Raw genomic sequence first — 25,370 nt, forward strand, 5'->3', positions numbered from 1 at the left:
CTCAGATCAGATGACGAAGAACAAATACGGTAGCGAAGCCGCTGGCCATAAATGTGATGGTGGCCCAGATCGACCGCTTGGAGAAACGCGAGAGGCCGCAGATACCGTGACCCGAGGTACACCCCGACCCCAGACGAGTACCGAAGCCAACCACTAAACCAGCCACCACCAGCCAGGGCCAGCTGGCGGCCGGACCCACACCCTCAAGGGCGTCGCTGGTCGACGCCGCGAGTACCCCGCCGGCAAACAGCCCGACAATAAAGGCCAATCGCCAGGATCGCTCCGCACCGCCACTCGTCAGCGCGCCGGCGACAATACCCGAGATCCCTGCAATTCGGCCTACCGACCACATTAATAACAGCGCTGACGCGCCGATCATCATTCCCCCCAGCAATGAAATCACCGGGGTAAATTCCGTAGCCGCAACCATAACCCATCTCCACCAAGCCAAAACATCGCGCCGCCCAAACCATCGAGCGGCCCAAATATACCCCCTGCAGTATATTTCCGGAATTCAAAAAAAACCAGCCCTGGCTACAGGACTGGTCTATCGCGCCATATTGCCTAGCGATCAGGCGGAGCGATTGCTCCGTGCCATTTCCCCACCGAGATGGTGATGCCCTTGCCCCAAGCGGGTAACCTCCTCGGCCTCGTAGACCTGCAGGATTTCGCTCAATTTTCGGCTGATCTTGGTGCTGACCCGGATCATCTCAATTTTCGGCCAGGTTGCTCGCTCACCCTCGCGAATAAATTGCAGTAGCTCCTCCTCGTTCACCTCGGTTAACAGGCGCCGGGGGTCAAAGAAACGGTAGCGGGGAATAATATTGATGTCACCGGTATACTCCTGATTGATCACGGAATACACCAGGTTGGCCACCCTACGCACCCGGGGCGAGTTTTTAAAATACCGGCGGGTCAGATTACTGCTGACCTTCGACCACTCTTTAATGGTGCGCGCACCAATCTGCCGCGCTGCGCCCAGCACGCTGCTCCCCTGGGATTTAGCGTCGTGCACCGCCCACAACACCAGCGGGTTTGTCTGGCTCACAATAAAGTGGTTTACCCCGTACAGCCGGGCCAGGCGCTTGGCAGGCAAGTCGTCGCTGAGCGAGCCATCAATCCAACGCCGCGTAGCGAGATAGGGCTGCGGGTGACCATGCACATTTTTCGCCTCGAGCATGACTGGCGGATAAATGCCGGGAATCGCGCAAGAGGCCAATACCGCCTTGCGAATATAAACATTCGGCGAAGCAATGGCATTGAGCAAGCGCGAGGTCTGGTGAACATCTGAGGGTGAGATAGAAATATTGATGTGGCGCCCGGTTTTCTCAAAAGCTTCCTGAAAGGTGAGATCAGGGATCAGCTTGGCAATTTTTTCCTTCAAAACCTGGTGATTAATTCGCGGCGACGCATTGCGCCCCTGATTAACCACTTCCGACTCTTCATGGAGTAAATCTTTGAGCAGATTATTGGTATCGAGAAAACGGCTCAGCTCCTCATCGGTTCGGGTGCCCAACACCGCCGCGAGCAATGAGCCCGCACTGGAGCCCGAAATGACATTGGGCAGCAGCTTCTGCTCCAGCAGGGTTTTGACTACCCCGACATGGAAGTTGCCCAACACCGCGCCGCCACTGAGCATCAGCGCCGATTGACCAAAGCATTTATTGGCACGGCGAAAAAAGTCGAGCCGCTCCAGAAAACTCGGACAGTCGCCCTCCAGCCGGGCCAGGTGATCAAGGGCATCGGTAATCTCATCCACATAATCCTGGATGAGTTGCTTGGTACCAAACTTTGCCCGGTTATACAGAACAGGCTTACCCATCCCGCCCATATTGCCGTGAATGCCCTCATTGAGGGTAAACAGCAGACCAATGTTATCTTCATTGGCCCGAAAATATTTTAGCCGCTCCAGGCGGGAGCGGATGGAGGCATAGTCATACAGACTGGTTTTGTCGATTTTCTTCCAATGTTCTCTGCCCGAACAGCGGTCATGCTCGAGGGCCAGCGCTTTCCACTCCTGATAACTGGTTGCCTGATCCAGTTTTTTCTCAAGTTTCTTCACATTACACCCTTCTTTACCAAAACCACGCGGGGGCTTTTCGACCCAATGCCTCACTCTAGCTAATCGCGTAGACCGAAGCCATAAGGGATTGTAATAATCCGGCCCCGAACTTAAAAATTTATTAATTGGTAGCGAAAAGCCAGAAAATTCGCCGAATCGGATTATATCTAAAAGGAACTGAGAAAGCCGGAGAAAATTAGAAAAGCGAGTCTACTTCTACTTAACCATCCCCCAACAAACCGGGCCAACCCAGTTGCAGCTGATCCAATGGCGTCGGCATTCCCAGATAATGGCCTTGGGCGAAGTCCACACCGAGTTTGCGCAGTCGCTCGATGATTGCCGGGCGCTCAACAAACTCGGCGATGGTGCGCTTGCCCAACACGCGGCTGATGTCGTTGATAGACCGGACCATCGCCTCATGGATGTCGTTGGTATCCATATCATGGACAAACAGGCCGTCGATTTTGACAAAATCCACCGGCAACTCCTGCAGGTAGCCAAAGGACGACATCCCGGTACCAAAGTCATCGAGCGCAAAGCGCCCGCCTAACTCGTGAACCCGGGCGATAAAGTCGCAAACCACCTTGAAGTTCGTAATCGCAACCGTCTCGGTAATTTCAAAACAAATTAGTTGGGGGTTGATTCCGGGCCGCTGCAAATAGCGGTACACAAATTCGAGGAAAGACTCCTCGCAGAGGGACTGGCCGGAGATATTGATCGAGAACAGGGCATTTTGCTTGCTAATGTCGGGACGGCTCTGCAAAAAATCGAAGAAATTCTTGATCACCCAGCGATCGATCTGCGGCATCAAGCCAAAGCGCTCCGCCGCTGGCATAAACTGCCCCGGTCGCAACAACTCACCGTTGCTGTGCATGCGCACGAGAATCTCCTGGTAGTGAATATCCTCATCGGCGCCACCGTGCTGCAATGCAATGATTTTTTCACTCACAAGGCGGAATTCGTTTTTTGACAGGGCATGATGAATTCGGTGTACCCAGTCCATATCAGTATGAAGCTGGTGCAGCTGCTGATCCTGCTCGTCATACAGGTGCAACCGCCCCCGACCACTGTCTTTGGCGGAATAGACCGCAATATCCGCCTGACTCATCACCGTTCCTTGATCCACACTGCGGTCATTAATCAGCACCACCCCAATGCTGATGGAAACGTTGTGAGATATTCCGCCCCAGTGAAACTTAATCTTTTTGGCGGCCTTCACCAGCCGATTGGCCACCGCCTTTGCTTCGAAGGTATCGACATTACTGAGCAAGACGCCAAATTCGTCGCCGCCCAAGCGACTGATCTCGTCGCCAACCAACAGTTCGTTCTCCAGACTGGCAGCAACAATTTGGACCAGTTTGTCCCCGGCTGTGTGACCGCTGGTATCGTTAACGACTCGGAACTGGTCGATATCAATGTACAGCAACGCGTGAGTCCGCGAACTGGTCAGCGCATCGTCCACCAGATTCTCGAGCCGCCGTTCAAATACTCGGCGGGTGGTGATAAACGCGTCATCGCCGCCCTCAGGCGCACTGCCCGTCGGCTTGACGACCTCATCGACATGGGATTGTTGGATTTCAAGCGCAAAGCCACGCACTTGCCGGTGCTCATCGGTCAGCGGGATAGCACATCCCAGCAAGCCGTCTTTACCGCCGAACTGGGGTAGATATAAGGTGCATCCCTGCCCTTCCGCCAACTGCTGTAAATCGGCCAGCGAGGCCACCTCGCCATCACTTCGGCGAGGTTCAAAGGCGGAGAAAAAATCCTGCTCGATAACGTCCGACGCGCCGACGGCCAGCAGCGATTCGGCGGCAGCGTTAACAAGCTGGACATTGCCCTCGAGATCGAGACATACCATCCCCTTATGTAAACTGCCCAACACCCAGGTTGCCCACATCGCTGATTACCCCCCGTGACGAGGTCGCTACTTAGCAAGCGGGATAGTGAAGAAAAAGGTCGACCCCTTACCCGGCTCGGAGTCCAACCAAATTTTGCCGCCGTGCCAGCGCACGATCTTCTCGCAGATGGCCAGACCCACCCCGGATTCGCGGGTTACCCCGCTGCCACCGTTATCGCGGTGAAAAAGATTGAACAAACCGCTGTGATGCTCAGCCTCAATGCCCCGGCCATTATCCGCAACAGAAAAAAGCCAGTTGCGCTCGTAGGACTGGGCGCTGATATGAATTTCCGGCGCGCGCCCCTCGGTATAGCGGATGGCATTGCTGATCAAATTTTGAAATAGCTGAACAATCTGCCGACGCGACGCGTAGAGCGACGGCAAGGTATCGCAATGTAAATTGGCGTGACTGGTCTCGAACTGCTGCCGGAGATTGACAAGCACATCACTGATCACCGCATTGCAATCCACCGTTTCACGCACCTCATTAAAACGCCCGGCCGAGGTCAGGGCCACCAACTTATTCAGCGCCGAGTGCATATGATCGATATTGCAGAAAATTTCGCCCAGATCCTGGCGCAGGGCTTCAGGCACAACACTCGGGTCATCCAGATCGATCTTGCGTTTGCTGCTGACGATATCCACCAATGGCAATTGCAAATCCCGAGCAGCCAAATGGGATAACTGCTCAATTTCATTGACCAGGCCGATGAGCTGATGGCGACTACGGGCCAGGGCAATCAAGTCCCGGTAGGACGACAGCGCGGTGTAAATAACGGAAAACAAGCGATCCTGGGTGAGCTCCGTCTTTGCCCGATAGTCATTAATATCGTAGACCTTTAGCACCCGCCGTTCTGGCGCAATGCCGGGCTGGCCGGTCCGCAGAATAATGCGGATAAAATGGTTGCCCAGCTCCTGCCGAATAAATCGGGCAATTGCCAAACCTGCATCATCGGTTTCCATTACCACATCGAGCAAAATGATCGCGATATCGGGTTGCGCCCGGAGCACGCTGCGCGCCTGCTCGGCGCTGTAGGCACTGATAAACTCCAGGTGGCGCCCACCGAAGTGGAAGTCTTGAAGCGCCAAGCGCGTCACCACATGAATTTCATCTTCGTCATCAACAATCAGGACCTTCCAGTGGTCCTTGCTGGCGCCATCCAGCTGGGCATAGTCAGCCAGTAGCCGGGAATATTCCCCCTGCTCTGGCGCCGCTTCGGATAATTTCCGTTCGACCATGAAGATCTGTTCCTGATGTAGTAAGTCCAGGGAGCACTGCCAATAGACTCGCCGTTTTTCACTGATGGCGCAATGTGTTGTCGGTTTGCCAAGCTTTTTTATTTGAGCAAATCGATCCGCTTGGCAGACTTGAAACGAATGTAGCACGGCAGGTAGGCCGCCCTATCGTGGCAATTACCTACCTGGGGAGTCGGGATTGCCCGTCAGCGCAAAAACAGCTCCACCCGGTCGTCGCGAAAAATATCCGCTCCCGGAGCCAGTAATTCCATGTAACGATCAAAGTACAGGAACTGCTTGAGCAGCATGGTAAATGCGCGGGGGAAGCGAATCCCATAGTCGCGGGCAATAGCACCGAGATCCGTCAGCAATTGATTGATGCCATCGCCAGCGCCGTTACCCAACACCGCCGACGGCTCCAGGTCATTCATTCCGACAAACAGGCGCTCGATATCTGCGCTGAGGGCGGCCACATCGACTTCGTCCCGGGTGATGCCCACCACTACCATCGCCTCAGCGATCATCGAATAATTCTGCTCGCTCACCCCCATAAAGAGGCTAAACATCGCCTGCCACGACTCGGGCTTGATTCTGCCCACCATGCCAAAATCAATAAACCCCACCCGGCCATCTTCGAGCAACAACAGGTTGCCGCTGTGCAAATCTGCATGAAAGAAAGCACATTGGGTCAGACTGGCAAACCAGGTATTAAGCGCGTTAAACAAGCCTTCGGCGGGGTCGGCCTTGGACGATACCATTCCCTGATCGGTCAGGGCTGTGCCGTATAGGCGCTCCATCGTCAGCACCCGCGCGCCTGAAGCCTGTCGATAGGGCTTGGGCGCCACCACAGCGGTATTGCGCTGATCGCTCAGAAATTGCCGAAAGGCATCCAGATTGTCGGCCTCTTTGCGAAAATCACACTCATCTATCATTGACTGGTACATTTCCGAAACCAGTCCCGCTACCGCGTCTTTGTCAGTATTGGGCAAAATAAGCTCGAAAATGCGGGTGACCAGATAGACCGCATTCATATCGGTGGTCAGCACCGCCTGCACGCCGGGCTTTTGCACCTTCACAACCACATCCTCACCGGTGATCAGTCGCGCGGCGTGAACCTGAGCGATCGATGCCGAGGCCAGGGCTTTGGGCTCAATATGGGAGAACACCGCCGACAAGGGTTGGCCGAGGTCTTGCTCAATAATCTGCCGAATTTTTCCGAAGGGCAACGAGGGTGTTTGATCTAGGCAGCGCTGAAACTCTTCCACATAGGCAGCAGGAAAGATTGACGGTGAGCTCGCGATAAACTGCCCCAGCTTGATATAAGTGGCACCGAGGGCTTCGAACAACTCACGCACTTCCGCCGGCGTCGGACGACGCCATTGAACCAGCCATTTCAAGGCTCGCGGGTAGACCGCCACCAAAGTTTGCGCCATCCGCCAGGATCCACGCACACCCAGTTCGGCGACACCGATTTGGGGCGATGCGGCGCCTTTCACAATGGATTGTCTGTTTGGAATCATCTGTCCCATCATCTCCTGAGTACGAAAATCGCCGTCCATGGAAAACTGCCGGTGCCGGGCCAAGGGGTTGCCCACGCCACCGTGCTACAGCAGCGCAGCTAGCGGAAATTAACACCCACTGCTTGGAGCGCGTTTAGGTAATCACAAATCCCGCGTCGAGACTATGACCGCCCGGGGAATATCGAAGAAATTACCCGCTCAGGAGGGGCTAATCGCAGGCAGCAAACCGCTCTCCGCGATACCATCAAACAGGAACTGCACCGCCAATGCGCATAACAGCACGCCGAAGACCCGGCTGATCATGTGGGCACCCGTTACCCCCAGTCGGTCCTGCAGTTGACTGGCAAGCAGCAAACAAACCAGGGTGATGGCCATAATAAAGACCAGGCTGGCAACCACACCGGCCTGCTCCAGCAAGTGCCCCTCGGCGTGGGCCATCAGCAGAATGACCGCACCAATGGCACCGGGGCCGGCGATCAGCGGCGTTGCCAGCGGGAAAACACTGATATCCTCACTCTGTTCAGCCTCCCGAGTCTCCTCACGGGTAGCACCAGTTGCGCCCGAGGATTTGGCCGAAACCAACTCGATACCAATCAACAGCAGGAGCACGCCACCTGCCGTGCGCAATGCCGCCAACGAAATCCCCATCATATTGAGAACCCACTCTCCGAGCAGCGCAAAGGCAAGCAAAATCCCGGTGGCGATCAATACCGCGGGAATCGCCGCCCGGCGCCGTGCCGCTTCGGTCATCCCCCCTGACAAGGCGGCAAACATAATTGCCACATCGATGGGGCCAACCATCGCAAAAAAGGTTGCGACAGAAATCGAAACGCTTTCTAGCAAGCCGCTCAACGCCATTAACGCGCCTCTTGCTCGGCAATCGCCGCCACACTCTCCCCCACCAGCGATGGTCCCTCGTAAATGAACCCGGTGTAGAGTTGCACCAACGATGCCCCGGCGGCAATCTTCTCTGCGGCGCTGGCGCCGTCACTGATCCCGCCGACACCGATAATGGGAATCTCCCCGGCAAGCACGTCGGCAAGCACGCGAATGACATGAGTCGATTTGTCGCGAACCGGCGCACCGCTGAGCCCGCCGGCCTCGTCGCAGTGACGCATACCCTGCACAGCAGCGCGATCGATGGTGGTATTGGTGGCAATAACGCCATCAATTTTTTGATCCAGAAAAACCTTGGCCACCTGACGGATGTCGTCGTCAGCCATGTCCGGTGCAATCTTGACCACCAGCGGCACATAACGCTTATGGGAAGCCGCCAGTGCCGACTGGGCATCTTTTAACTGGGACAGCAGATCGATCAGAGGCTGCCCAAATTGCAAATCGCGCAACCCCGGCGTATTCGGCGAGGACAGGTTCACTGTGATGTAGCTGGCGTGGGGATACACGGCTTTGAGGCAAATCAGGTAATCGTCGACCGCTCGCTCGGCCGGGGTATCTTTATTCTTGCCAATATTGATTCCCAGCACGCCTCGGTATCCGCTGTGCGTCACCGACTCCACAAGCGCCTCAACGCCGCGGTTATTGAAGCCCATCCGATTGATAATGGCCCCGGCAGCGGGCAGGCGAAACAGGCGCGGCTTGGGATTGCCTGGCTGGGGCTTTGGGGTCACGGTACCGACCTCGATAAAGCCAAACCCCAACGACGCTAAACCGCGAATATGACGTGCATCTTTATCCAGGCCCGCGGCCAGCCCAACCGGATTGGGAAACAAAATGCCCATTACCTCTTTGGACTGAGGGGGCAACGTGGTGGCGATCAGGCCGCTGAGCCCCAGTCGATCCAGCCAGGACATGGCGGTGAGAGAGACGGTGTGAGCCATTTCGGGAGGCAGGCAAAACAGCGCCCGACGCAAGAAGCTGTACATGAAATTCGACCTTCATTGGGAAGCGGGAAGGATACCCAAAACTGCGCTGGCAAACAAAGCGGGATATCACCCGATCGCCAAGGTCCTCAATGAGAAACCGGCGGCCGATGACGGTTATTCAGGATGATATGCCCTACCCGAGCCACGACCACCGGCGCGCCATGTCGCGCCATCAGCACGTTCAGGCCGAGGTATGAAGCCCACACTCGCGATTTTCAGCAATCTTGGTGGGATCAAAATAGTGTTTGCAGCTGGGAAGCTGGTGGGACTGCATGTAATCCAGCACGTCCTGCTCACTCCAGTAAAAAATCGGCGCCACCTTGAGAATGCCGCGGCCATCCCAGGACAGAATATCCAAGCCCTGACGGAAAGCGGTTTCTTCCTTGCGAATACCGGTCACCCAAATTTTGGGCGCCAGCTCCTTAAAGGCACGGTCGAAGGGCTCCAGTTTTACCTGGCGGGTGAACTCCTTGTGCAGTTCGGGATTGTCATCCGGATGGGGAATGCCACCCATCAGCGCATTGCGCCGCTCGGCGGTCATCTCGGGAATGTAGACCTTCAGATTGGGCTTGAGCAACTTGATCAGCTGCTCGGCCACCCGATAGGTGTCGGGAACATTGTAGCCGCTGTCCGCCCACACCACTGGCATAGCAGGCGCCGCTTCGGTCACCAATTTAAGCATCACGGCCGAATTGGGCGAAAAGCTGGTGGAAGCCATCATTGGCTCACCCAAACCGACTGCCCAGCGGATGATGTCCGCGGCAGATTTATCGCGCAATTCCTTGTTGAGTTGCTCCAGGTCGAGATTCATGCTCAGTGCTATCGTTGGCTTAACGGGCCGCCACTTTACCACAACAGCCGAAAAAGAGAATATTTTTCTATAAAAATCATACAGTTATAACATTAAAGCATATAGTTATAACAATCTCGCTTTTTATAGCACCGATTTGTCGCACCTACTCAGCCAAACTCTTCGAGACCACCTCATACACATCGTTGGACAGGGCGGGCTCCGCCATGATGCGCTCCAGCTCCGCCCTCATTCGGCCTTGCACCGCCGGCAGGTATTTGCGCCACTTGGTCAGTGGCACCAACAGGCGGGAGGCGATCTGCGGATTGCTGCGATTCAGGTCAATCACCTGGTCAGCCAGGAAGGCGTAGCCGGCGCCATCTTCACGATGGAAGTTCACCGTGTTCTGGCCACAGAACGCGCCGATCAGGGCTCTGACTTTATTCGGGTTGCGGATATCGAAGGCCGGATGGCCCATCAAACTGCGGACTTTCTCCAGCGTACCCGGCAGCTGGCACATCGCCTGCACCTGGAACCACTGGTTAATCACCAGGGGTTCATGCTGCCAATCCTGGTAAAAACGCTGCAAGGCCTGGGCCTTGTACTCGGCTGGGCTGTTGACCAGCTGCGTCAGCGCAGCCAATCGGTCAGTCATGTTCTTGCTGTTCTCAAACTGGGCGACGGCCGCAGCGACTGCCTGCTCTCCCCCGGCGCGCATCAAGTAGGACAACGCGCAATTCTTCAGGCTCCGTCTGGCGATCTGCTCAGCGCTTGGGGCATAGGGCTCATCGGACTGACAGCGCTGGTATACCTGCCACAAGATCTCGCTTAGCTGCTTGCCAAGGGCCAAGCGCACCTCATCCCGGGCCTGGTGCAATGCATGCACATCCACGGGATGGTACAGCTCGGCCAAATACGCTTCCGAGGGTAGCTGCAGCATCAATGCAACCATGGCCGGATCCAGTGCGTCGTCCGCCAACAGCGCTCGACAGGCACCGACAAAATCATCAGCCACATTCACCGGCTGGTCTGCCTGCAGGGCAGCCACCGCCGCCTCAATTTCCATCACCGCCAGTTGTTGAGCGGCATCCCAACGGCAGAAACCATCGGTGTCACTGCGCATCAAGCGGAGCAATTGCGCACGGCTATACCCGAAGCGCAATTTCACTGGCGCCGAGAAACCTCTCAGCAAAGAGGGAACCGGTTCCTCAGCCAGCCCCGTGAAGACAAAGGTCTCCTCCGGCTGGGTGATGTTCAGCACCCGCTGCGTATTGTCGGCGGTATCCGGATCGGCAGGCACACCTTCCAAGCTCAGGGGTAATGCCCCTGCCTCGCCAATCAAGCCCATGGCCAGAGGAATATGGAAGGCTTCTTTAGTCGGCTGGCCCGGTGTCGGTGGGCAGCTTTGTTTCACCGTCAGGGCGTAACTGCCTCGATCAGCATCGAAGGTACCGCTGACTTCCACAATCGGGGTACCCGCCTGGGAATACCAACGGCGAAATTGACCCAGATCGATGCCACTTGCCGCCTCCATTGCCGCCACGAAATCCTCACAGGTCACTGCCTGACCGTCATGGCGCTCAAAGTAGAGGTCACTGCCTTTCCGGAAGTTCTCTGCGCCCAGCAAGGTGTGGATCATCCGAACCACTTCCGCGCCCTTCTCATACACGGTCACAGTGTAGAAATTGGATATTTCAATAAACGAATCGGGCCGCACAGGGTGGGCCATCGGGCCGGCATCTTCGGCAAACTGGGCGGTGCGAAGCAGGGTAACGTCTTCAACCCGTTTTACGGTTGGGGAGCCCATATCCGCCGAGAACTCCGCATCGCGAAATACCGTGAAGCCCTCCTTCAAGCTCAACTGAAACCAGTCGCGGCAGGTCACCCGGTTGCCAGACCAGTTGTGGAAATACTCGTGGGCAACCACACCCTCAACCCGTTGAAAGCCCATATCGGTGGTGGTTTCGGGCTTGGCCAGCACACAGGACGTGTTGAAAATATTGAGGCTCTTATTTTCCATCGCCCCCATATTGAAGTCGTCGACGGCCACGATATTGAAAATATCCAGATCGTATTCCCGGCCGTAGACCTCTTCGTCCCAGCGCATGGCATTTTTGAGCGACGCCATCGCATGGTCACACTTATCGAGGTCTTTCTCCTCAACGTAGATATTCAGCTCAACTTCCCGACCAGAGGCGGTGGTGAAGCCGTCTTCCACCACGGCGAGGTCCCCAGCCACCAGCGCAAACAGGTACGCGGGTTTGGGAAAGGGGTCGTGCCATACGGCGCGATGTTGCCCCTGGCCAATGTCCTCGGCAGATACCAAGTTGCCATTGGAGAGCAAGACCGGATATCGGGTCGCGTCGGCCTCAACCGTCACGGTGAATACCGACATCACATCAGGCCGGTCAAGGTAATAGGTAATCTTGCGAAAACCTTCGGCCTCGCATTGGGTGCAGAACATGCCCGAGGATTTATACAGCCCCTCTAGCGAGGTGTTATTTTGCGGATAAATCTGCGTGTGACACTCCAGTACAAATTCATCGGGTACCTCGGCGATTTGCAGCAGCTCGCCATTGATCTGCCACTGCCCCTCGGCAAGTTCCTCTCCATCAATCGCCAAAGACAGCAACTCCAGGTCGCAACCGTGAAGCTCCAGCCCCTGAACACCGGCGACCGCGGGATTTCGCCGCAGCCGCAAACGGCTGCGCACCTGGGTGTGCTGCTCACCCAACGCAAAACTCAGCTCGGTCTCGTCGATTAAAAACGCGGGGGGCTGATAGTCTTTCAGATAAATGGTGCGAGGCTGCGCGTCGCGCATGAATATCTCTCCTGTCCCTCAGGACTCCGTAACCACCAGGTGGTAACCCGCGTATTTCCGCATGTTGATTACCCCTGTATCGAAAATTAGGTACTGGCCTTTAATCCCCATCAAGGTGCCTTCCACCGAGGGGGTTTTATCCAGATTGAAGGAACTGACTTTGCGCGGATACGCCTCAACCGGATAACGGATCTCCAGTGCCTCGGCCTCATCCAGAGGCTGGATGGCTTGCAAACCCTGTTCCTTAGTCAGCGCAGCGAGCTCAACCTCGCAGGCCTGACGAAGTTCGGCAGCACGCTGATGCAAATCGACGGGCTCGGGCTCGCCTTTCAGCATCGCCTGCCAACTGGTCTTATCCGCCACATGAGCCTTGAAAAGAGTCTCGACCAGCCCGGACTGGAGGCGGTTACTCACCCGAAAAATAGGCAATGCTGCTACCGCGCCCTGATCAATCCAACGAGTGGGCACTTGGGTCCCTCGGGTAATTCCCACCTTCACACCAGAGGAATTGGCCAGATAAACAATGTGGTCGATCATACAGTGCTGTTCACCCCACTCGGGCTCCCGGCACGTCCCGGCGAAGTAATGACACTTTTCCGGACTGACAATACAGCTATCGCACTGAGCCAGACGCTGAAAGCACGGGTAACAATACCCCTGATTGAAGCTCTTTTTACTCAACCGACCACAGTGCACGCAATTGATTTGCCCGGAGTAATGCAGCCGCAGTCGCCGGCCGATGCGCTCATTCATGGACAGTAACTCGTCGCCGAGGGGCAGGGCGTACTGGGCCTCCCCCTCATTCAGCGCGGTTTTCATCTTGGCCACGGCACCGGCCATTTCCGTCAACGCCATGGATCAATCAGCCCACTTCAGGGTTTGGGGGTCGTCCGAGCTGCCATGCTCATGATCGTCGCCGCACAGCTCACCCTCGGCTTTATGGCCCCGATCGATATACCCAACCCGCTGTTCTTCCTTGTGCATTTTCAGGTCGTAGGCGATGACTGCCGACATGCAATGTTCGCGCTGCTCAGCACTGAGGGTACGGCCATCGGGCCATTTTCCTATTTCAATCGCACGTTTTAATGCCTGATAGATTTCGGGGTTGAGGTTGTCGATTAACTGCTGAAAATTCATCGGGTGTCTAACCAGGATTGTAGAGAGGACATGACTGCCGGCGGCGCCATCGAGGCGCCCTTGGTGAGCGGCAGTATACCAAAGTCATACGCTGCCAGCGGCAGTTTGGGATTTGTCGGTAATCAGACCGATGCCCGGCGCGAAAACCAGCCTGCAGCCGCGCCCAGCACCAGGCCGAGAATCAGCCCGCTGATGTGGGCCGTATTGGCGATATCGCCCGCGCCGAGCAGGCTCGCAAAGCCCACCACACACAGACCAAGCCAGATTAACATGGCGATCGCCACACCCGGCACGAGCGGAAAGGGCCGCGACGGCGCAAGTTTGTTCCAGGCCAGAATATAACCCAGCAAGCCGTAGATCACGCCAGACATGCCGCCGAACAGGCTGACCCCAACCATGGCTTGGGCAATATTCGATCCGGCGCCGACCAAAAGCACAATGGCAATCATCCGCAGGCTGCCCTGACGGCGTTCGATCATTCCGCCCAGCTCCCACAACCACAGGCTGTTAAAGGCCAGGTGTAGTAGCCCAAAGTGCAGAAAAATTGGCGTGATGATCCGCCAGGGCTGATCGCTGGGCCACTCCCCCATCAACTGGCCATTAAAGATGCTCAGCTTGTAAAAGCTGAGCCAGGTCAACCATTGGAAATCCCGGTCGAGCCAGGCCAGCACGCCACCGCAAACGCTCAGCAGTAACAGTACTGCGAGCACCGGCAAGGCAGCCAAATTGTGGCGAAACAGCCCCCGCTTGGCGGCAACCGGGGCATCGACAATCTCGACGGCGGCAAGCTCACCATCGTTAAAGCGCTGGTAAAGGGCCCGGACCTGCTCGGCTTCATCCTCCCCCGGCACCCAAACGACCTGCTCGCCGCGCTCTTCTGAAATGCGGTGGGGCAAACCGGCCTGCCACAGCAGGCGAGAGAAGCCTTTAAGATCGCGTTCAAGACGCTCGCGCAACGCAACTCGTTCAGTCATCGCTTGGCTCTATCGGCATGTGTCCGCCCCAGCCCAGCTTGTCCCGGCAGCTCGCGTAAAAACTATGGCCGAGGGGGTGAATAAGCTTCAGTTTATGGGGCTTTTTGCGCACGTAAATGGCATCACCAGGCTGGGTTGTGATTTTCACCTGACCATCGCAGGTCACCGGTGGGTTCACCACATTGCTGGCGCACACCACCATTTTCACTTCGCTGTTACCGCCAATCACAATGGGGCGGCTGCTGAGTGTATGGGGGAACATCGGCACAATAACGATGGCATCTAGACGCGGGTGCATAATCGGCCCCCCGGCAGAAAGCGAGTAGGCCGTTGACCCTGTGGGGGTCGACACAATCAGGCCGTCTGAGCGTTGCCGGTAGACAAACTCGCCATCGACAAACAGCTCAAATTCCATCATGTGGCCAGAGGTCCCTGAGTTCAGCACCACATCGTTCAGCGCATCACCCCGGCCGATGCGGGCGCCGTCCCGCATCACCTCCACGTCCAACAGAAACCGCTTTTCCGTCACATAGTGACCGTCCAGCACGGCGCCGATCTGACTTTCAATTTCCCCCGGGGAAATATCGGTGAGAAACCCCAGCCGTCCGCGGTTTACGCCGAGCACTGGCGCACTTTGCCGGGTCAGGCTTCGGGCTGCGCCGAGCAGGCTGCCATCACCACCCACAACAATGATCAGATCGCAGATTTCTCCGATCATTTTACGGGGGCAAACCCGCAGGCCATGGTCGGGCAATAAAGGGGACAGGCTCTCATCAAGGACCGTGGTGACATTGCGGCCCTCAAGCAACACCAGCAGCCGCCGCAGCGTTTCCACCACACCGTTGCCTTCCCGCCCCATTACTCCGATATTGCGAAAATTTTCCATAAGTCTACGCCGTAAGAGGGTGGCCATTATAACCAGATGCGTGAGAAAGAAAGCTACTCACCCGGTTTTAGGACCGGCTCAGCTGCCGGACAGGACACTGGATGCTCGCAGATAAGGCGCCCCTTGCGCCAGCCCCTCAGCCCGAAGCTGGTCTGCCATCGGCAATTTAGTTAGGCTGACCCAGAATTCAATCGACTGCTACCGGATGCTGCCGGGGCAACGCCGAGGGTCCGATCATTTACACCGCACCGCTGCCCTACCGCTCAGCGCTGGTAAGAAGCCTCGCCTGGAGCTGCTTTCAATCCGCTCTGATTAACGACGTGTGCCTCGACGGCACTTCAATTTGCGCGCCAAAACTGCCGTTAACCCCACATCGCGCCGATTGGCTGTGCCAACTGGACGAAGACGACAGCCCCTTGCGCCAGTTCCTGGCCGCGCGCAATCAGAGCCCACGACTGGGGCTCTTGTTCGAAAGCCTGTGGCATTTCTTTCTCGACCAGGACCCCGAGACCGAGCTCCTTTGCCACAATTTTGCGGTGCGCCAACAGGGGCGCACCCTGGGAGAGTTCGATGTCATTTATCGCTGCCTGTCCAGTGAACAAACCATTCACCTGGAGCTGGCCGTCAAGTTCTACCTGTATGCCCCATCGCTCCACAACGCCGCGCCGTATACCGGCTGGCTCGGTCCAAATCAGGCCGACCGACTCGACAAAAAAATCCACCGCCTTGTCACTCATCAACTCCCCCTTTCCTCCACTGAGGCGGCGCAGCAGAGCCTTCAAGCAGCGGGTATTTGCGTCGACAAGCGGCAACTGCAGTTGAGCGGCCGATTGTTTCGGCACCGTCGCCACACCGCAGAAGCAACCGAGGACTTTCTGGCAGATCACCCCCAGGGTGAGTGGATGACGGTTTCTGAGTTCATGCAATGGGGGCAGCGACAAGAGTGGCGCTACCTGGCAAAGCCGGATTGGCTGGGCGCTACCTTTCAACAGGCCGAAGCGCTGACACTGCGCCACCTCAATCTCGCCCGCGCACGCCCTATCATGCTGACCCACCCCTCGGGTGGGTTTTTATTCTTGTGCCCTGACCTGTGGCAAGAACTCGGCCCCGTCGCCGAATAAGCCGGGAAAACCTCGCCGCCCCTGCAAACCGCCAGTGTGCAGCAGAAGCATTTTTTCGTCCGCAGCCACTTCACCGGTGGCGATAAGGGTTTGGGCCGCGTAAAACAGCTTTGCGGTATAGATCGGATCAAGGGGAATTCCCGCGTCAGCCTCAAAGGCGCGCACAAACTCACCAAGCCCCGCCGGCATACTTCCGTAGCGTCCCCAGTGATGGCGAAAATCCAATTGCCAACGCGCCCCCTGACCCGCCGGGGGGCCGATCAGCCGGGCAATATCAGCGGCCATAAACTTTTCAGCCTTTAAGACTGGAATACCAATAAGCCGCGCCCTGCCCTGATAAGCACCCGCCAATCCGGCTAGGGTTGTGCCCGTTCCACAAGCCACCAGAATAAGGTCATAGTCCCGCCCGCCATCGGGAAGCAAATCCAGAATCCCGGCACAACCTCGGGCGGCAAGCTCGTTGGCACCGCCTTCGGGCAGCACATAGGGAGCGTCCAGGGAGGCCACCAAAGTCGAGATAAATTGGGGGTCATGGCGGCGGCGGTAATCACTGCGGCTTAAGAAACGGATCTGCATTCCCCAGGCCCGGGCATCGGCAAGCATCGACGTCATCGATGAATCCGCCTCGCCCCTCACCCAGCCCACAGACGCAAAGCCCTCCTCCTGCGCGCAGGCCGCCAGGGCATGAAGGTGGTTCGACCAGGGCCCGCCAAAGCTGGCCAGGGTCTTCGCCCCCTGGGCGCGGGCGGCGCGGAGATTTTCCCGCAGCTTGAACCATTTATTGCCCGGCGCGAGACCGCCGAGCTGATCCAATCGAAGGACATCGACGCTGCGTCCAGCCAGGCGAGTCTGTTGCAGCGGAGAGCCCCCCTCCCCGTGCAGTTTTCTTTCAGGCAAGTGTTATTCCTGGACCCCGTGGCGATGGGCAGTGCAACGATCCCCCTCGCCGGCGCGGAATAATCGCGGCCGCAGCACCTTGTCTACCGGACGACCGCAATAGTGCCCCTCTTCCAGAGCACGACAAATAGGCAGGCGGTAGTGGGCCAGCCACTCCTTATAATGCTCCACCGATACCTCACAGCGCTGCGCTGCAAAAGCGACTGGGTCAGCCAGATACTCAGGCATATCATCCCGGGCGATCAGCAAATGCTCGATACCGGGGTGGTAGGCAACGAAGACAATTCCCTTCTTTGCCATTTCATCAACAACGTTGTCGCCGCTGCTCAGCATCAACTCATGATTCTGCTTTTTGACCTCGCTGAGCTGGGCGCGAATTTCGACGATCTCCGTGGCCCTGGCAAACAACTCTTCCTCACGCCGCTGGATTAGGCCTTCGTACTTCAGCTTCTGCTCCGCCAAAAGCTCGTCTCGCTCGCGCGCGTACTGATCACGCAAGGCACTAATCTGTGCACTGTGCTCACCACTTCCCTTCGACAGGGCCGACTCCATCTCCCGGGAAGTGTCTTCAATCTGCTTGCGCGCCCGGTGCAGCAACATTTCGGTGTTTTTATCCTGCTGGCGCAGCGCCTCCAATTCCGTCTGCAATGCCAGAATTTGCGTATCGCGCTGCTGGAGCTGCTCCTGCTGGCGCAATTCCAGGGACTCGCGCCGTCTGCGCAGCTCCTGCGCTTGTGTCGCCATGGCAAGTCGATACCGGGCGATCAAGGCCTTGCGCTTTTGGCGATAACGACGGTTAAACACCGGCCCTGCCGGCTTGGCTTGAGTTTGCAGCGGCGGCGCGGATGCTGGCTGCGGCGGGGACACCGGAGTGGGTGCAGGGCTTGCCTGATCTGGAGAAGACCCGGCATAACCATCAAAAAATTGGGCAGCGACGGGCTGATGTACCGGCGCACTGCGCTCACTCAAAATCCCCAAACGGTTGCGCTCAATGGCCGCGCTGAGTTGACGAAAGGTCTTGCCCTCCGTCATATCCGGGTCCCAGAGCTGGTTCTTATACCAGTCTTCCGGACAAGCGCTATAACACGCCACTTTGATTGGCCCGCCGCCTAAATCGGGGCCCAGGGAGGCATAGTCCATCAGATGACGTAACGGGATATTCCAGCTACCGGAAACCCGGCCACGGGCATCGAAACTAATCAAAAAGAAAACCGCAGCCGTGATTTTCAGTTGGGAGTTAACCTGCAAAAAAACCGCGTGGACCTCGTCGCCGGCAAAGTCATTAATGCCGACCACCTCATCCAACACGGCTTCAAACTCGGACAGATACATCTCCTTGACGATGCTACCCTCACGGAAAAACACCACGGCTTCGGTAATGGCACCCAAGAAGTTGTCCCCTTGTTATCTCTGCAACATGCTGATTATAGGGGGGGCTTATCCGGATAAACAACGACACCAACCACGTTTTGCCAAATACAACAGCGCCCCAGATTCTCTAGAAGCGCTATGACACAAAATATCAGCCTCCTCCCGTTCCGTACCATGCCCCTCCCCACCTTTGAGGCAGCAAGGGGCATTGCGAGAGAAAGGACTACGCGTTAGGGCGCTGGGGGGAGTGATTGGTAGGTAACGGAGATTTCATCACCCGCCTGGGGCAACGCATCACCATAAAATACAAGCGCTGCTCCCTGATTACTGTAAAGCACGTCAAAGCCATTGCTGTGACCCACATCCCGCGGTACAGCAACACCATCGACAGTCACCTCAACCGTGGAAGCCAAAGGCACGAAATCTAACTGAAAACTACTGGCGAGGCCCGTAGCCGCCTGAATAACCTGCTCGAACATCACGTTCCAGCTATCTGCACTGGCGCAAATTGAAGAGGCGCTGCCCCCCGTACTCAAAGCGATATCCCGGTAGTGTGCGCCGCCGCTGGCCGACCCGCCATCACCCACGCAATCGTAACCTTCGCCCGACGGCATCGGAGATTCAAAGGTGTCTCGGGTCTGCTCCGACGGGCCGACAATGGCGAAGAACGTCGTACCACTCGCGGTAAAAACTTGTTTGTACGTGTTGAAATTTCGAGCCACATAAATGGAATCGGCACCGTGGGGTTTAACCTCATAAACCGATTCATTTTCCGGCTCGTCAGAAACAAAGACCGCGATATTTGGCGCCGTTTCTCGATCAAAATCGCCGAGGGCCACCTGATCAGCGCAGAAAAATCCGGTTTCGGAGCCGCTACCATTTGCGCCGGGGCGCGCAATTCCGGAAGGGGCCTCTCCCTCCGCTTCATGACTCCACATTGCCTTCCCATTGACGGTGGCAGGAGAAATGAAACGATCGCCAGAACCGTCAGGCAATTCAGTCAGTGCGGTGCAAAATCCCGAATCCGTCGTGGTGGCGCCCAAATGGAAGTCCACACCCGCCGTGATCAAGCTATCGAAAAACTGGTCTACTCCGCTGCCCAGATTTTGTTGCTCTTCAGACATTGAGCCCGAGTTATCGATAACCCAAAGAATATCCGCCGCATTGCTGGCCTCCTCGTTCTGACTGAAGCTCTGGGAATTGTCGACCAAATTTGCAGCGGTGCCCGCGGTCATCACCGCAGAACCGTTATTGATGTCGCCATAGGTTCGAGTGACCTGCTCGGCGAAGCTGCTGGCAAATACCGCTAGCCAAGTAAAAAGCTGATCGTCGAGCTGCCAAAATGCCATGCTAACCCGAAACTCACGACCTGCCGCTCCGCCTGAAGGCAACACGGCAACATTTGCATCGGAGCCAAACTGATCGAGCAGTAGGTTACGGATTGCCGAACTCGTGTAGGCGCTTCCGGCAAACTCCACATCAAGCACAATCAAGCTGACAGCGGCTTGAATGCCAGAAATATTGCGATTGACCAGTTCGTTTACCGAGGCACCTTGCTCCTCCAGCGCCGAGCGAACTAGTTGAAGCTTTTCATCGACCGCATCAGACGTCGGAGTGGCATCGCCCTCGGCCTGAGCCACAGCAGGCTCCTGCACATTGACAAATTGCATCCCGAATGCCGAATAATCGATATCTTCATCATCGAGTAAAAGAGAGGGTTGAGACTCGCCAGCCTCCGTGGTTTTGTTTGGGTCGATGTCGCCAAAAAGCGCGAGATTGGCATGCTCACTTTCAACAGCGGGTGTCGCCGTTTCTGGCCCAGAGCTACCGCCACTGCCTTTACTATCGTCGTTACAGGCAGAGAGAGCGAAAAGGAAAAGAAAAGATAATAAAAAAACCTTCAGGTTTTTCTGACGCATGTGCACCTCCTGTTGTGCTTTGTATTCGACCAGCCTCCCTTGGCCAGACCGGCAAGATAAAATCACAGCCTATGAGCAAAAGCAATTTTCCATGCCGCCGTCGCCAGATGCGGTGTAACTTCGGCAATAAAAAAACCCCAGCCGACAGCGTCGACTGGGGTCAATACGGAGAGACAAGCCACCGGCAATGGCGTGTGAAACGAGGGGGAGACATTAACCACCACCGGCGACTTGTTGTTAATGATATTTATTATCATTAACGTTTGCAAGCCTCGACGGTGATTTTTTTCTATTTAATTCAGGCAACCGCCCCGCGGTTATTCCGGCGCGATCTCCAACAGTACTTCGCCCGGGGTCACGCGATCGCCTTTGGCAACATAAATACTCACCACTTTGCCCGCCACGGGCGCCTGGACCTCGGCCTCCATCTTCATGGCTTCGGTCACCAGCACCGCCTGGCCAGCCTTCACGGTGTCGCCCTCGGCTACCAGCACTTCAACGATATTGCCCGGCATATTGGTGCTGACGTGGCCGGGCTTACTGGCCTGCTTGCGGCCACTGCTACCCTCGGCCTGATACTCGTTCAGGGCCTCAAACACCACCTCTTCTGGCATGCCATCCAGGGTCATGTACACGTGGCGTTTGCCGGCGCCTTTGATCCCCACTCCGGTGATCGCCACCTGATAACTTTCGCCGTGAACATCAATCACAAACTCCGTCGGCACGCCGCCTTCGCCAACGGGCCGACTGGCACCCGCCTGGGGTTCAAGCACTTCGGGTTTGAGGCTGCCGTCCCGACGCTGCTCCAAAAAGCTCCGCCCCAGGTCCGGGAACATGGCGTAGGTCAGCACGTCTTCTTCACCCTCTGCCAGGTCACCAATTTCCTTGCGCAGTTTGTCTAGTTCAGGGGGAAGCAAATCGGCGGGACGCACGTCGATCACCTCACCACTGCCGATCGCCTGAGCGCGCAATTCCTTGTTTACCTCTGCCGGCGCAGCGCCATAATGGCCCTGCAAATATCGCTTCACCTCATTGGTGATGGTGGTGTATCGCTTGTCAGCAAGAATATTCATCACCGCCTGGGTGCCGACAATCTGTGAGGTTGGTGTTACCAGAGGGGGATAACCCAGATCCTTTCGCACTGCGGGAATTTCGGCAAAGACCTCATCGATTCGATTCAGCGCGCCCTGCTCTTTCAGCTGATTCGCCAGATTCGACATCATGCCCCCGGGCACCTGATTGATCTGAACGCTGACATCTTCCCGGGTGAACTCACTCTCAAACTGATGGTATTTCTTGCGCACCGCCCAGAGCTTTTTGCTCACGCTCTGCAGTTTCTCAAGGTCCAGCCCGCTATCTCTGGCGGTTCCTTTCAAGCCGGCCACCATGGTTTCGGTAGCCGGGTGGCTGGTGCCATTGGCGAAGGCTGCCATTGCGGTATCGATGATATCCACGCCCTCGTCAATTGCGCGCAGCTGGCACAGGCCGGCCAGCCCCGAGGTCATATGGCTGTGCAAGGCGATGGGCACATCGAATTTATCTTTCAGTGCCGCCACCAAATCGGCGGTGGCATCCGGGGTCAGCAGGCCCGCCATATCCTTGATGGCTATCGAGTCGACCCCCATGGCGACCATCGCTTTGGCCTGCTTCACAAAGGTTTTGGTGTTGTGGACCGGGCTGGTGGTGTAACACAGGGTGCCCTGGGCATGCTTACCGGTTTCCTTCACAGCGGCAATCGCCGTTTCCAGATTGCGCACATCATTCATGGCATCGAAGATACGAAAAATATCCATGCCATTGTCGGCGGACTTCTGCACAAAGGCTTTCACCAGGTCATCGGCGTAGTGCCGATAGCCCAGCAGGTTTTGGCCACGCAGCAGCATCTGCAACTGGGTATTGGGCAAGGCAGCGCGCAGTTTGCGCAGACGCTCCCAGGGGTCTTCCTTCAAAAAGCGCACGCAGGAATCAAAGGTGGCACCGCCCCACACTTCCATGGACCAGAACCCCACCTCGTCCATCTCCGGACACACCGGCAGCATGTCGTCGGTACGCAGGCGGGTGGCGATCAAGGATTGATGCCCGTCGCGCAGGGCAACATCGGTAATTTTGACTGCTTTGGCTTTGCTCATGGTGAGACTCTCTGCGGCAATGTTTGATTGTCAGGCATTACAGCCCGGCGTAAGCGGCAATCGCGGCGGCCACCGCCAGGGCGACCTCCTCGGGGCGACTCTTATCCGAGTACTGGGTTAGCTCGGGGTGGCTTTCCACAAAACTGGTGTCGAATTTGGCAGCGCGAAAATCCGGGTGTTTCAGGATTTGCTGATAGTAGGCCGCCGTGGTTTTCACCCCTTGTACCCGCATGTCGTTCAGAGCACGCTCGCCCCGATTCAGGGTCTCCTCCCAGGTCAGCCCCCATACGATGAGCTTTAAGCACATCGAATCAAAATAAGGCGGAATGCTGTAGCCGGTGTAAATAGCGGTATCGGTGCGCACACCCGGCCCACCCGGCGCGTAATAGCGGCTGATCTTGCCGAAACTCGGCAAAAAATCGTTCTTGGGGTCCTCGGCATTCACCCGAAACTGCAGGGCATAACCGCGGTAAGAGATGTCCTCCTGGCGGTAGGACAAGGGCAGGCCCGAGGCAATGCGAATCTGTTCCCGCACAATATCCACCCCGGTAATCTGCTCGGTGATGGTGTGCTCGACCTGCACCCGCGTGTTCATTTCCATGAAATAGATCTGGTTGTCAGCGAGAAGAAATTCGACCGTGCCTGCATTTTCATAACCGACTGCCTCCGCCGCGCGCACCGCAAGATCGCCGATATAGGCCCGCTGTTCAGGCGTAAGCTGGGGCGATGGCGCAATTTCGATCAGCTTCTGATTGCGCCGCTGGATAGAGCAATCCCGCTCGAACAGGTGAATCACATTGCCCTGGCTATCGGCGAGGATCTGGGCCTCGATGTGCCGGGGATTAACAATGCACTTCTCCAGAAAAACATCCGCCCTGCCAAAAGCCTTGGTGGCTTCAGAGACGACGCGACCAAACTGACGACGCAAATCGGCCTCGCTGTCACAGCGACGAATACCGCGCCCGCCACCGCCCGAGGTTGCCTTGAGCATCACCGGGTAGCCAATATCGGCGGCGACCTTGGCGGCCTCGTCTTCATTGGCCAGGTTGTCTTCCGTGCCGGGTGTAACCGGCACACCGGCCGCTTTCATCGCCCGGCGGGCCTCGGTCTTGTCACCCATGCGCCGGATCACTTCACTGCTGGGGCCAATAAACACAATGCCCCGCTGGGCGCAGATTTCCGCCAGCTCGGCATTCTCAGACAGAAAACCGTAGCCGGGATGCAGACCATCGCAGCCGGTCTCCACCGCCAGAGCCACCAGCTTGCGAGGATTGAGATAGCCCTCAAGGGGGTCACTGCCCACGTTATAGGCTTCATCCGCGCGCTTAACATGGAGCGAAAACCGGTCCGGTTCGGTGTAGATGGCCGCCGAGCGAATGCCCATTTCGGCGCATGCTCGAACAATTCGCACCGCAATCTCACCGCGGTTGGCAATGAGGATTTTCTTTAACATTCCCGCGCTCCCTGTTCACGCCGCCAATACCGACCCCACCATTGGGCGGAGTCGCCCACAGGCGCTGAATTTGCTAATACCCTAGCCAAAAGCCATCACAATAAAAAATTAATAATAATTTACAGCACCATAAGGAATTACTTATATTTCAAAAACGCATCCGTCAGGCCAGTTTCCATGCAACCCAGCTACTTGAATCGCCTCACACTGCGCCAGCTCGACGTCTTTTTAGCCGTGTGCCAACACCGCAGCTACTCCAAGGCCGCCGATCATCTGGCCTTAACCCAACCCGCGGTGAGCAGCCAGATGCGCAGCCTGGAAGAACTGGTCCAGCAGCCCCTGTTTGACTATATCGGTCGCCAGCTCTATCTCACCGCGCCGGGCGAATTGCTCGAGCGGGCCGCCCGAGAGATCAAGCAAAGACTGGTCCATCTGGAAATTGAGCTCACCGAACTGCATGGCAAATTGTCCGGCACCTTGAGCATCGCCATTGAAAGCAGCGCGGAGTATTTACTGCCCAGATACATCCTGCCCTTTTGCCATCAACACAAAGAAGCGGAAATTGTTCTGCATGTGGAAAATCACCAGCGGCTGATGGAACGGCTGCAGGAAAACCTCGACGATCTGGCGATCATGACCCAGGTTCCGGGCGACCGCAGCTTGAACTACACCCCCTTTGCCGAGCATCAATTACTGGCCGTGGCACGACCCACTCACCCCCTGGCCCACAGTACGCAACTCAGCCTCCTCGACCTGCTCGACCATCGCCTGCTTTGTCGCGAACCCGGCTCCGGCACCCGGCAAATATTCGAGAGCTTTTGCCGGGAAAACAGCCTGATCCTGCAGAGAACACGCCAGCTGGGCAGCCACCAGACCATCTTGGCCACCCTTCTCAGCCAAGCAGGCGACGCCGATGAATACGCCATATTGCCTCGCCCCCTTGTTGAGGAGAGCTTGCGCCGCCAGCAACTGATCCAGCTCGCGGTCAGCAGCTTTCCTATTCGTCGCTCTTGGTGCAGCGCCTATCCCCGAGGCAAACATCTCAACCCCCTAGCCAATGCCTTTCTCAACACGCTCCACACCCCGGATGCTCTCCTGAATCAAAGGCCATAGGGCCCGCGGCACAAGCTGGTGCAGGTAGCCAATACAGCCGAGCATCGCCACCGCGCCAGCACCGCCAATCTGCACCAACTTCATACCGGCCACGGAACCACCCGGCTACGCGCCAGTCGTAAATCCCGCCAAGGGATACCAACAGCGCAATGTAAACAGGG

The 25,370-nt window shown here is 56.8% G+C and carries 21 protein-coding genes; 3 read left to right on the plus strand and 18 right to left on the minus strand.

Annotation, left to right across the window (positions count from 1 at the left end; translation table 11 throughout):
- Position 1 precedes the first annotated feature (1 nt).
- The 7 genes from NCG89_RS02660 to NCG89_RS02690 all read right to left on the minus strand — a co-directional run bounded on the left by NCG89_RS02660 (position 2) and on the right by NCG89_RS02690 (position 8,598).
- A complete protein-coding gene (locus NCG89_RS02660) occupies positions 2-430 on the minus strand; it encodes a YeeE/YedE family protein (protein WP_251088227.1) in 429 nt (142 codons plus the stop codon).
- A gap of 141 nt (positions 431-571) precedes the next feature.
- Entirely contained in the window at positions 572-2,062 is a 1,491-nt protein-coding gene (locus NCG89_RS02665) for a DUF3336 domain-containing protein (RefSeq protein ID WP_251088228.1), read from the minus strand.
- Positions 2,063-2,282: 220 nt separating this feature from the next.
- Positions 2,283-3,959 carry a sensor domain-containing protein gene (locus NCG89_RS02670; RefSeq protein ID WP_251088229.1) on the minus strand — a complete coding sequence of 559 codons (1,677 nt, stop codon included), beginning with the start codon at positions 3,957-3,959 and terminating at the stop codon, positions 2,283-2,285.
- A 27-nt stretch (positions 3,960-3,986) separates the two neighbouring features.
- Complete coding sequence (locus tag NCG89_RS02675; protein WP_251088230.1) at positions 3,987-5,198, minus strand: sensor histidine kinase; 1,212 nt, start codon at positions 5,196-5,198, stop codon at positions 3,987-3,989.
- 203 nt (positions 5,199-5,401) lie between these two features.
- A complete protein-coding gene (locus NCG89_RS02680) occupies positions 5,402-6,715 on the minus strand; it encodes an ABC1 kinase family protein (RefSeq protein WP_251088231.1) in 1,314 nt (437 codons plus the stop codon).
- A 198-nt stretch (positions 6,716-6,913) separates the two neighbouring features.
- Complete coding sequence (locus NCG89_RS02685; protein ID WP_251088232.1) at positions 6,914-7,573, minus strand: MarC family protein; 660 nt, start codon at positions 7,571-7,573, stop codon at positions 6,914-6,916.
- Positions 7,573-8,598, minus strand: a complete 1,026-nt coding sequence (locus NCG89_RS02690; protein ID WP_251088233.1) for a quinone-dependent dihydroorotate dehydrogenase — start codon at positions 8,596-8,598, stop codon at positions 7,573-7,575. The genes NCG89_RS02685 and NCG89_RS02690 overlap by 1 nt, the downstream gene beginning before the upstream one ends.
- On the opposite strand from NCG89_RS02690, the gene NCG89_RS16855 reads away from it, so the two are divergent.
- Positions 8,597-8,725, plus strand: a complete 129-nt coding sequence (locus tag NCG89_RS16855; RefSeq protein WP_285236386.1) for a hypothetical protein — start codon at positions 8,597-8,599, stop codon at positions 8,723-8,725. The two genes, NCG89_RS02690 and NCG89_RS16855, sit on opposite strands and share 2 nt — an antisense overlap.
- A gap of 54 nt (positions 8,726-8,779) precedes the next feature.
- On the opposite strand, the gene NCG89_RS02695 is transcribed toward NCG89_RS16855, so the two are convergent.
- The 6 genes from NCG89_RS02695 to NCG89_RS02720 form a co-directional block, all read right to left on the minus strand.
- Positions 8,780-9,409, minus strand: coding sequence for a phosphoadenosine phosphosulfate reductase domain-containing protein (locus tag NCG89_RS02695; RefSeq protein WP_251088234.1), 630 nt, complete (start codon positions 9,407-9,409; stop codon positions 8,780-8,782).
- A gap of 145 nt (positions 9,410-9,554) precedes the next feature.
- Positions 9,555-12,209, minus strand: coding sequence for an aminopeptidase N (pepN, locus tag NCG89_RS02700; protein WP_251088235.1), 2,655 nt, complete (start codon positions 12,207-12,209; stop codon positions 9,555-9,557).
- Between the two features lie 18 nt (positions 12,210-12,227).
- Positions 12,228-13,064 carry a DUF2797 domain-containing protein gene (locus tag NCG89_RS02705; protein WP_251088236.1) on the minus strand — a complete coding sequence of 279 codons (837 nt, stop codon included), beginning with the start codon at positions 13,062-13,064 and terminating at the stop codon, positions 12,228-12,230.
- Positions 13,065-13,067: 3 nt separating this feature from the next.
- Positions 13,068-13,346, minus strand: a complete 279-nt coding sequence (locus NCG89_RS02710; RefSeq protein ID WP_251088237.1) for a YeaC family protein — start codon at positions 13,344-13,346, stop codon at positions 13,068-13,070.
- 122 nt (positions 13,347-13,468) lie between these two features.
- A complete protein-coding gene (locus tag NCG89_RS02715) occupies positions 13,469-14,320 on the minus strand; it encodes a rhomboid family intramembrane serine protease (protein ID WP_251088238.1) in 852 nt (283 codons plus the stop codon).
- Positions 14,313-15,206: an NAD(+) kinase gene (locus tag NCG89_RS02720; protein ID WP_251088239.1), complete on the minus strand. Its 894-nt coding sequence runs from the start codon at positions 15,204-15,206 to the stop codon at positions 14,313-14,315. Before NCG89_RS02720 ends, NCG89_RS02715 begins: the two co-directional genes overlap by 8 nt.
- A gap of 320 nt (positions 15,207-15,526) precedes the next feature.
- On the opposite strand from NCG89_RS02720, the gene NCG89_RS02725 reads away from it, so the two are divergent.
- Entirely contained in the window at positions 15,527-16,327 is an 801-nt protein-coding gene (locus tag NCG89_RS02725) for a DUF1853 family protein (RefSeq protein ID WP_251088240.1), read from the plus strand.
- Here NCG89_RS02725 and NCG89_RS02730 read toward each other — a convergent pair.
- From NCG89_RS02730 to NCG89_RS02750, 5 genes are all read right to left on the minus strand, one after another.
- Positions 16,277-17,224, minus strand: a complete 948-nt coding sequence (locus tag NCG89_RS02730) for a 1-aminocyclopropane-1-carboxylate deaminase/D-cysteine desulfhydrase (protein ID WP_251088241.1) — start codon at positions 17,222-17,224, stop codon at positions 16,277-16,279. The two genes, NCG89_RS02725 and NCG89_RS02730, sit on opposite strands and share 51 nt — an antisense overlap.
- Before the next feature lie 3 nt (positions 17,225-17,227).
- Positions 17,228-18,613 carry a hypothetical protein gene (locus NCG89_RS02735; RefSeq protein ID WP_251088242.1) on the minus strand — a complete coding sequence of 462 codons (1,386 nt, stop codon included), beginning with the start codon at positions 18,611-18,613 and terminating at the stop codon, positions 17,228-17,230.
- Between the two features lie 212 nt (positions 18,614-18,825).
- Positions 18,826-20,514 carry a hypothetical protein gene (locus tag NCG89_RS02740; RefSeq protein ID WP_251088243.1) on the minus strand — a complete coding sequence of 563 codons (1,689 nt, stop codon included), beginning with the start codon at positions 20,512-20,514 and terminating at the stop codon, positions 18,826-18,828.
- Between the two features lie 317 nt (positions 20,515-20,831).
- Positions 20,832-22,643 (minus strand): sodium-extruding oxaloacetate decarboxylase subunit alpha, encoded by a 1,812-nt coding sequence (oadA, locus tag NCG89_RS02745; protein ID WP_251088244.1) that lies wholly within the window; start codon positions 22,641-22,643, stop codon positions 20,832-20,834.
- A 37-nt stretch (positions 22,644-22,680) separates the two neighbouring features.
- Positions 22,681-24,096, minus strand: a complete 1,416-nt coding sequence (locus tag NCG89_RS02750) for an acetyl-CoA carboxylase biotin carboxylase subunit (RefSeq protein ID WP_251088245.1) — start codon at positions 24,094-24,096, stop codon at positions 22,681-22,683.
- Positions 24,097-24,273: 177 nt separating this feature from the next.
- Here NCG89_RS02750 and NCG89_RS02755 point away from each other — a divergent pair, with 177 nt between their 5' ends.
- Entirely contained in the window at positions 24,274-25,209 is a 936-nt protein-coding gene (locus NCG89_RS02755) for a LysR family transcriptional regulator (RefSeq protein ID WP_251088246.1), read from the plus strand.
- Positions 25,210-25,370 lie beyond the last annotated feature (161 nt).

It is taken from the genome of Spongiibacter taiwanensis, assembly GCF_023702635.1.
Lineage (GTDB): Bacteria > Pseudomonadota > Gammaproteobacteria > Pseudomonadales > Spongiibacteraceae > Spongiibacter > Spongiibacter taiwanensis.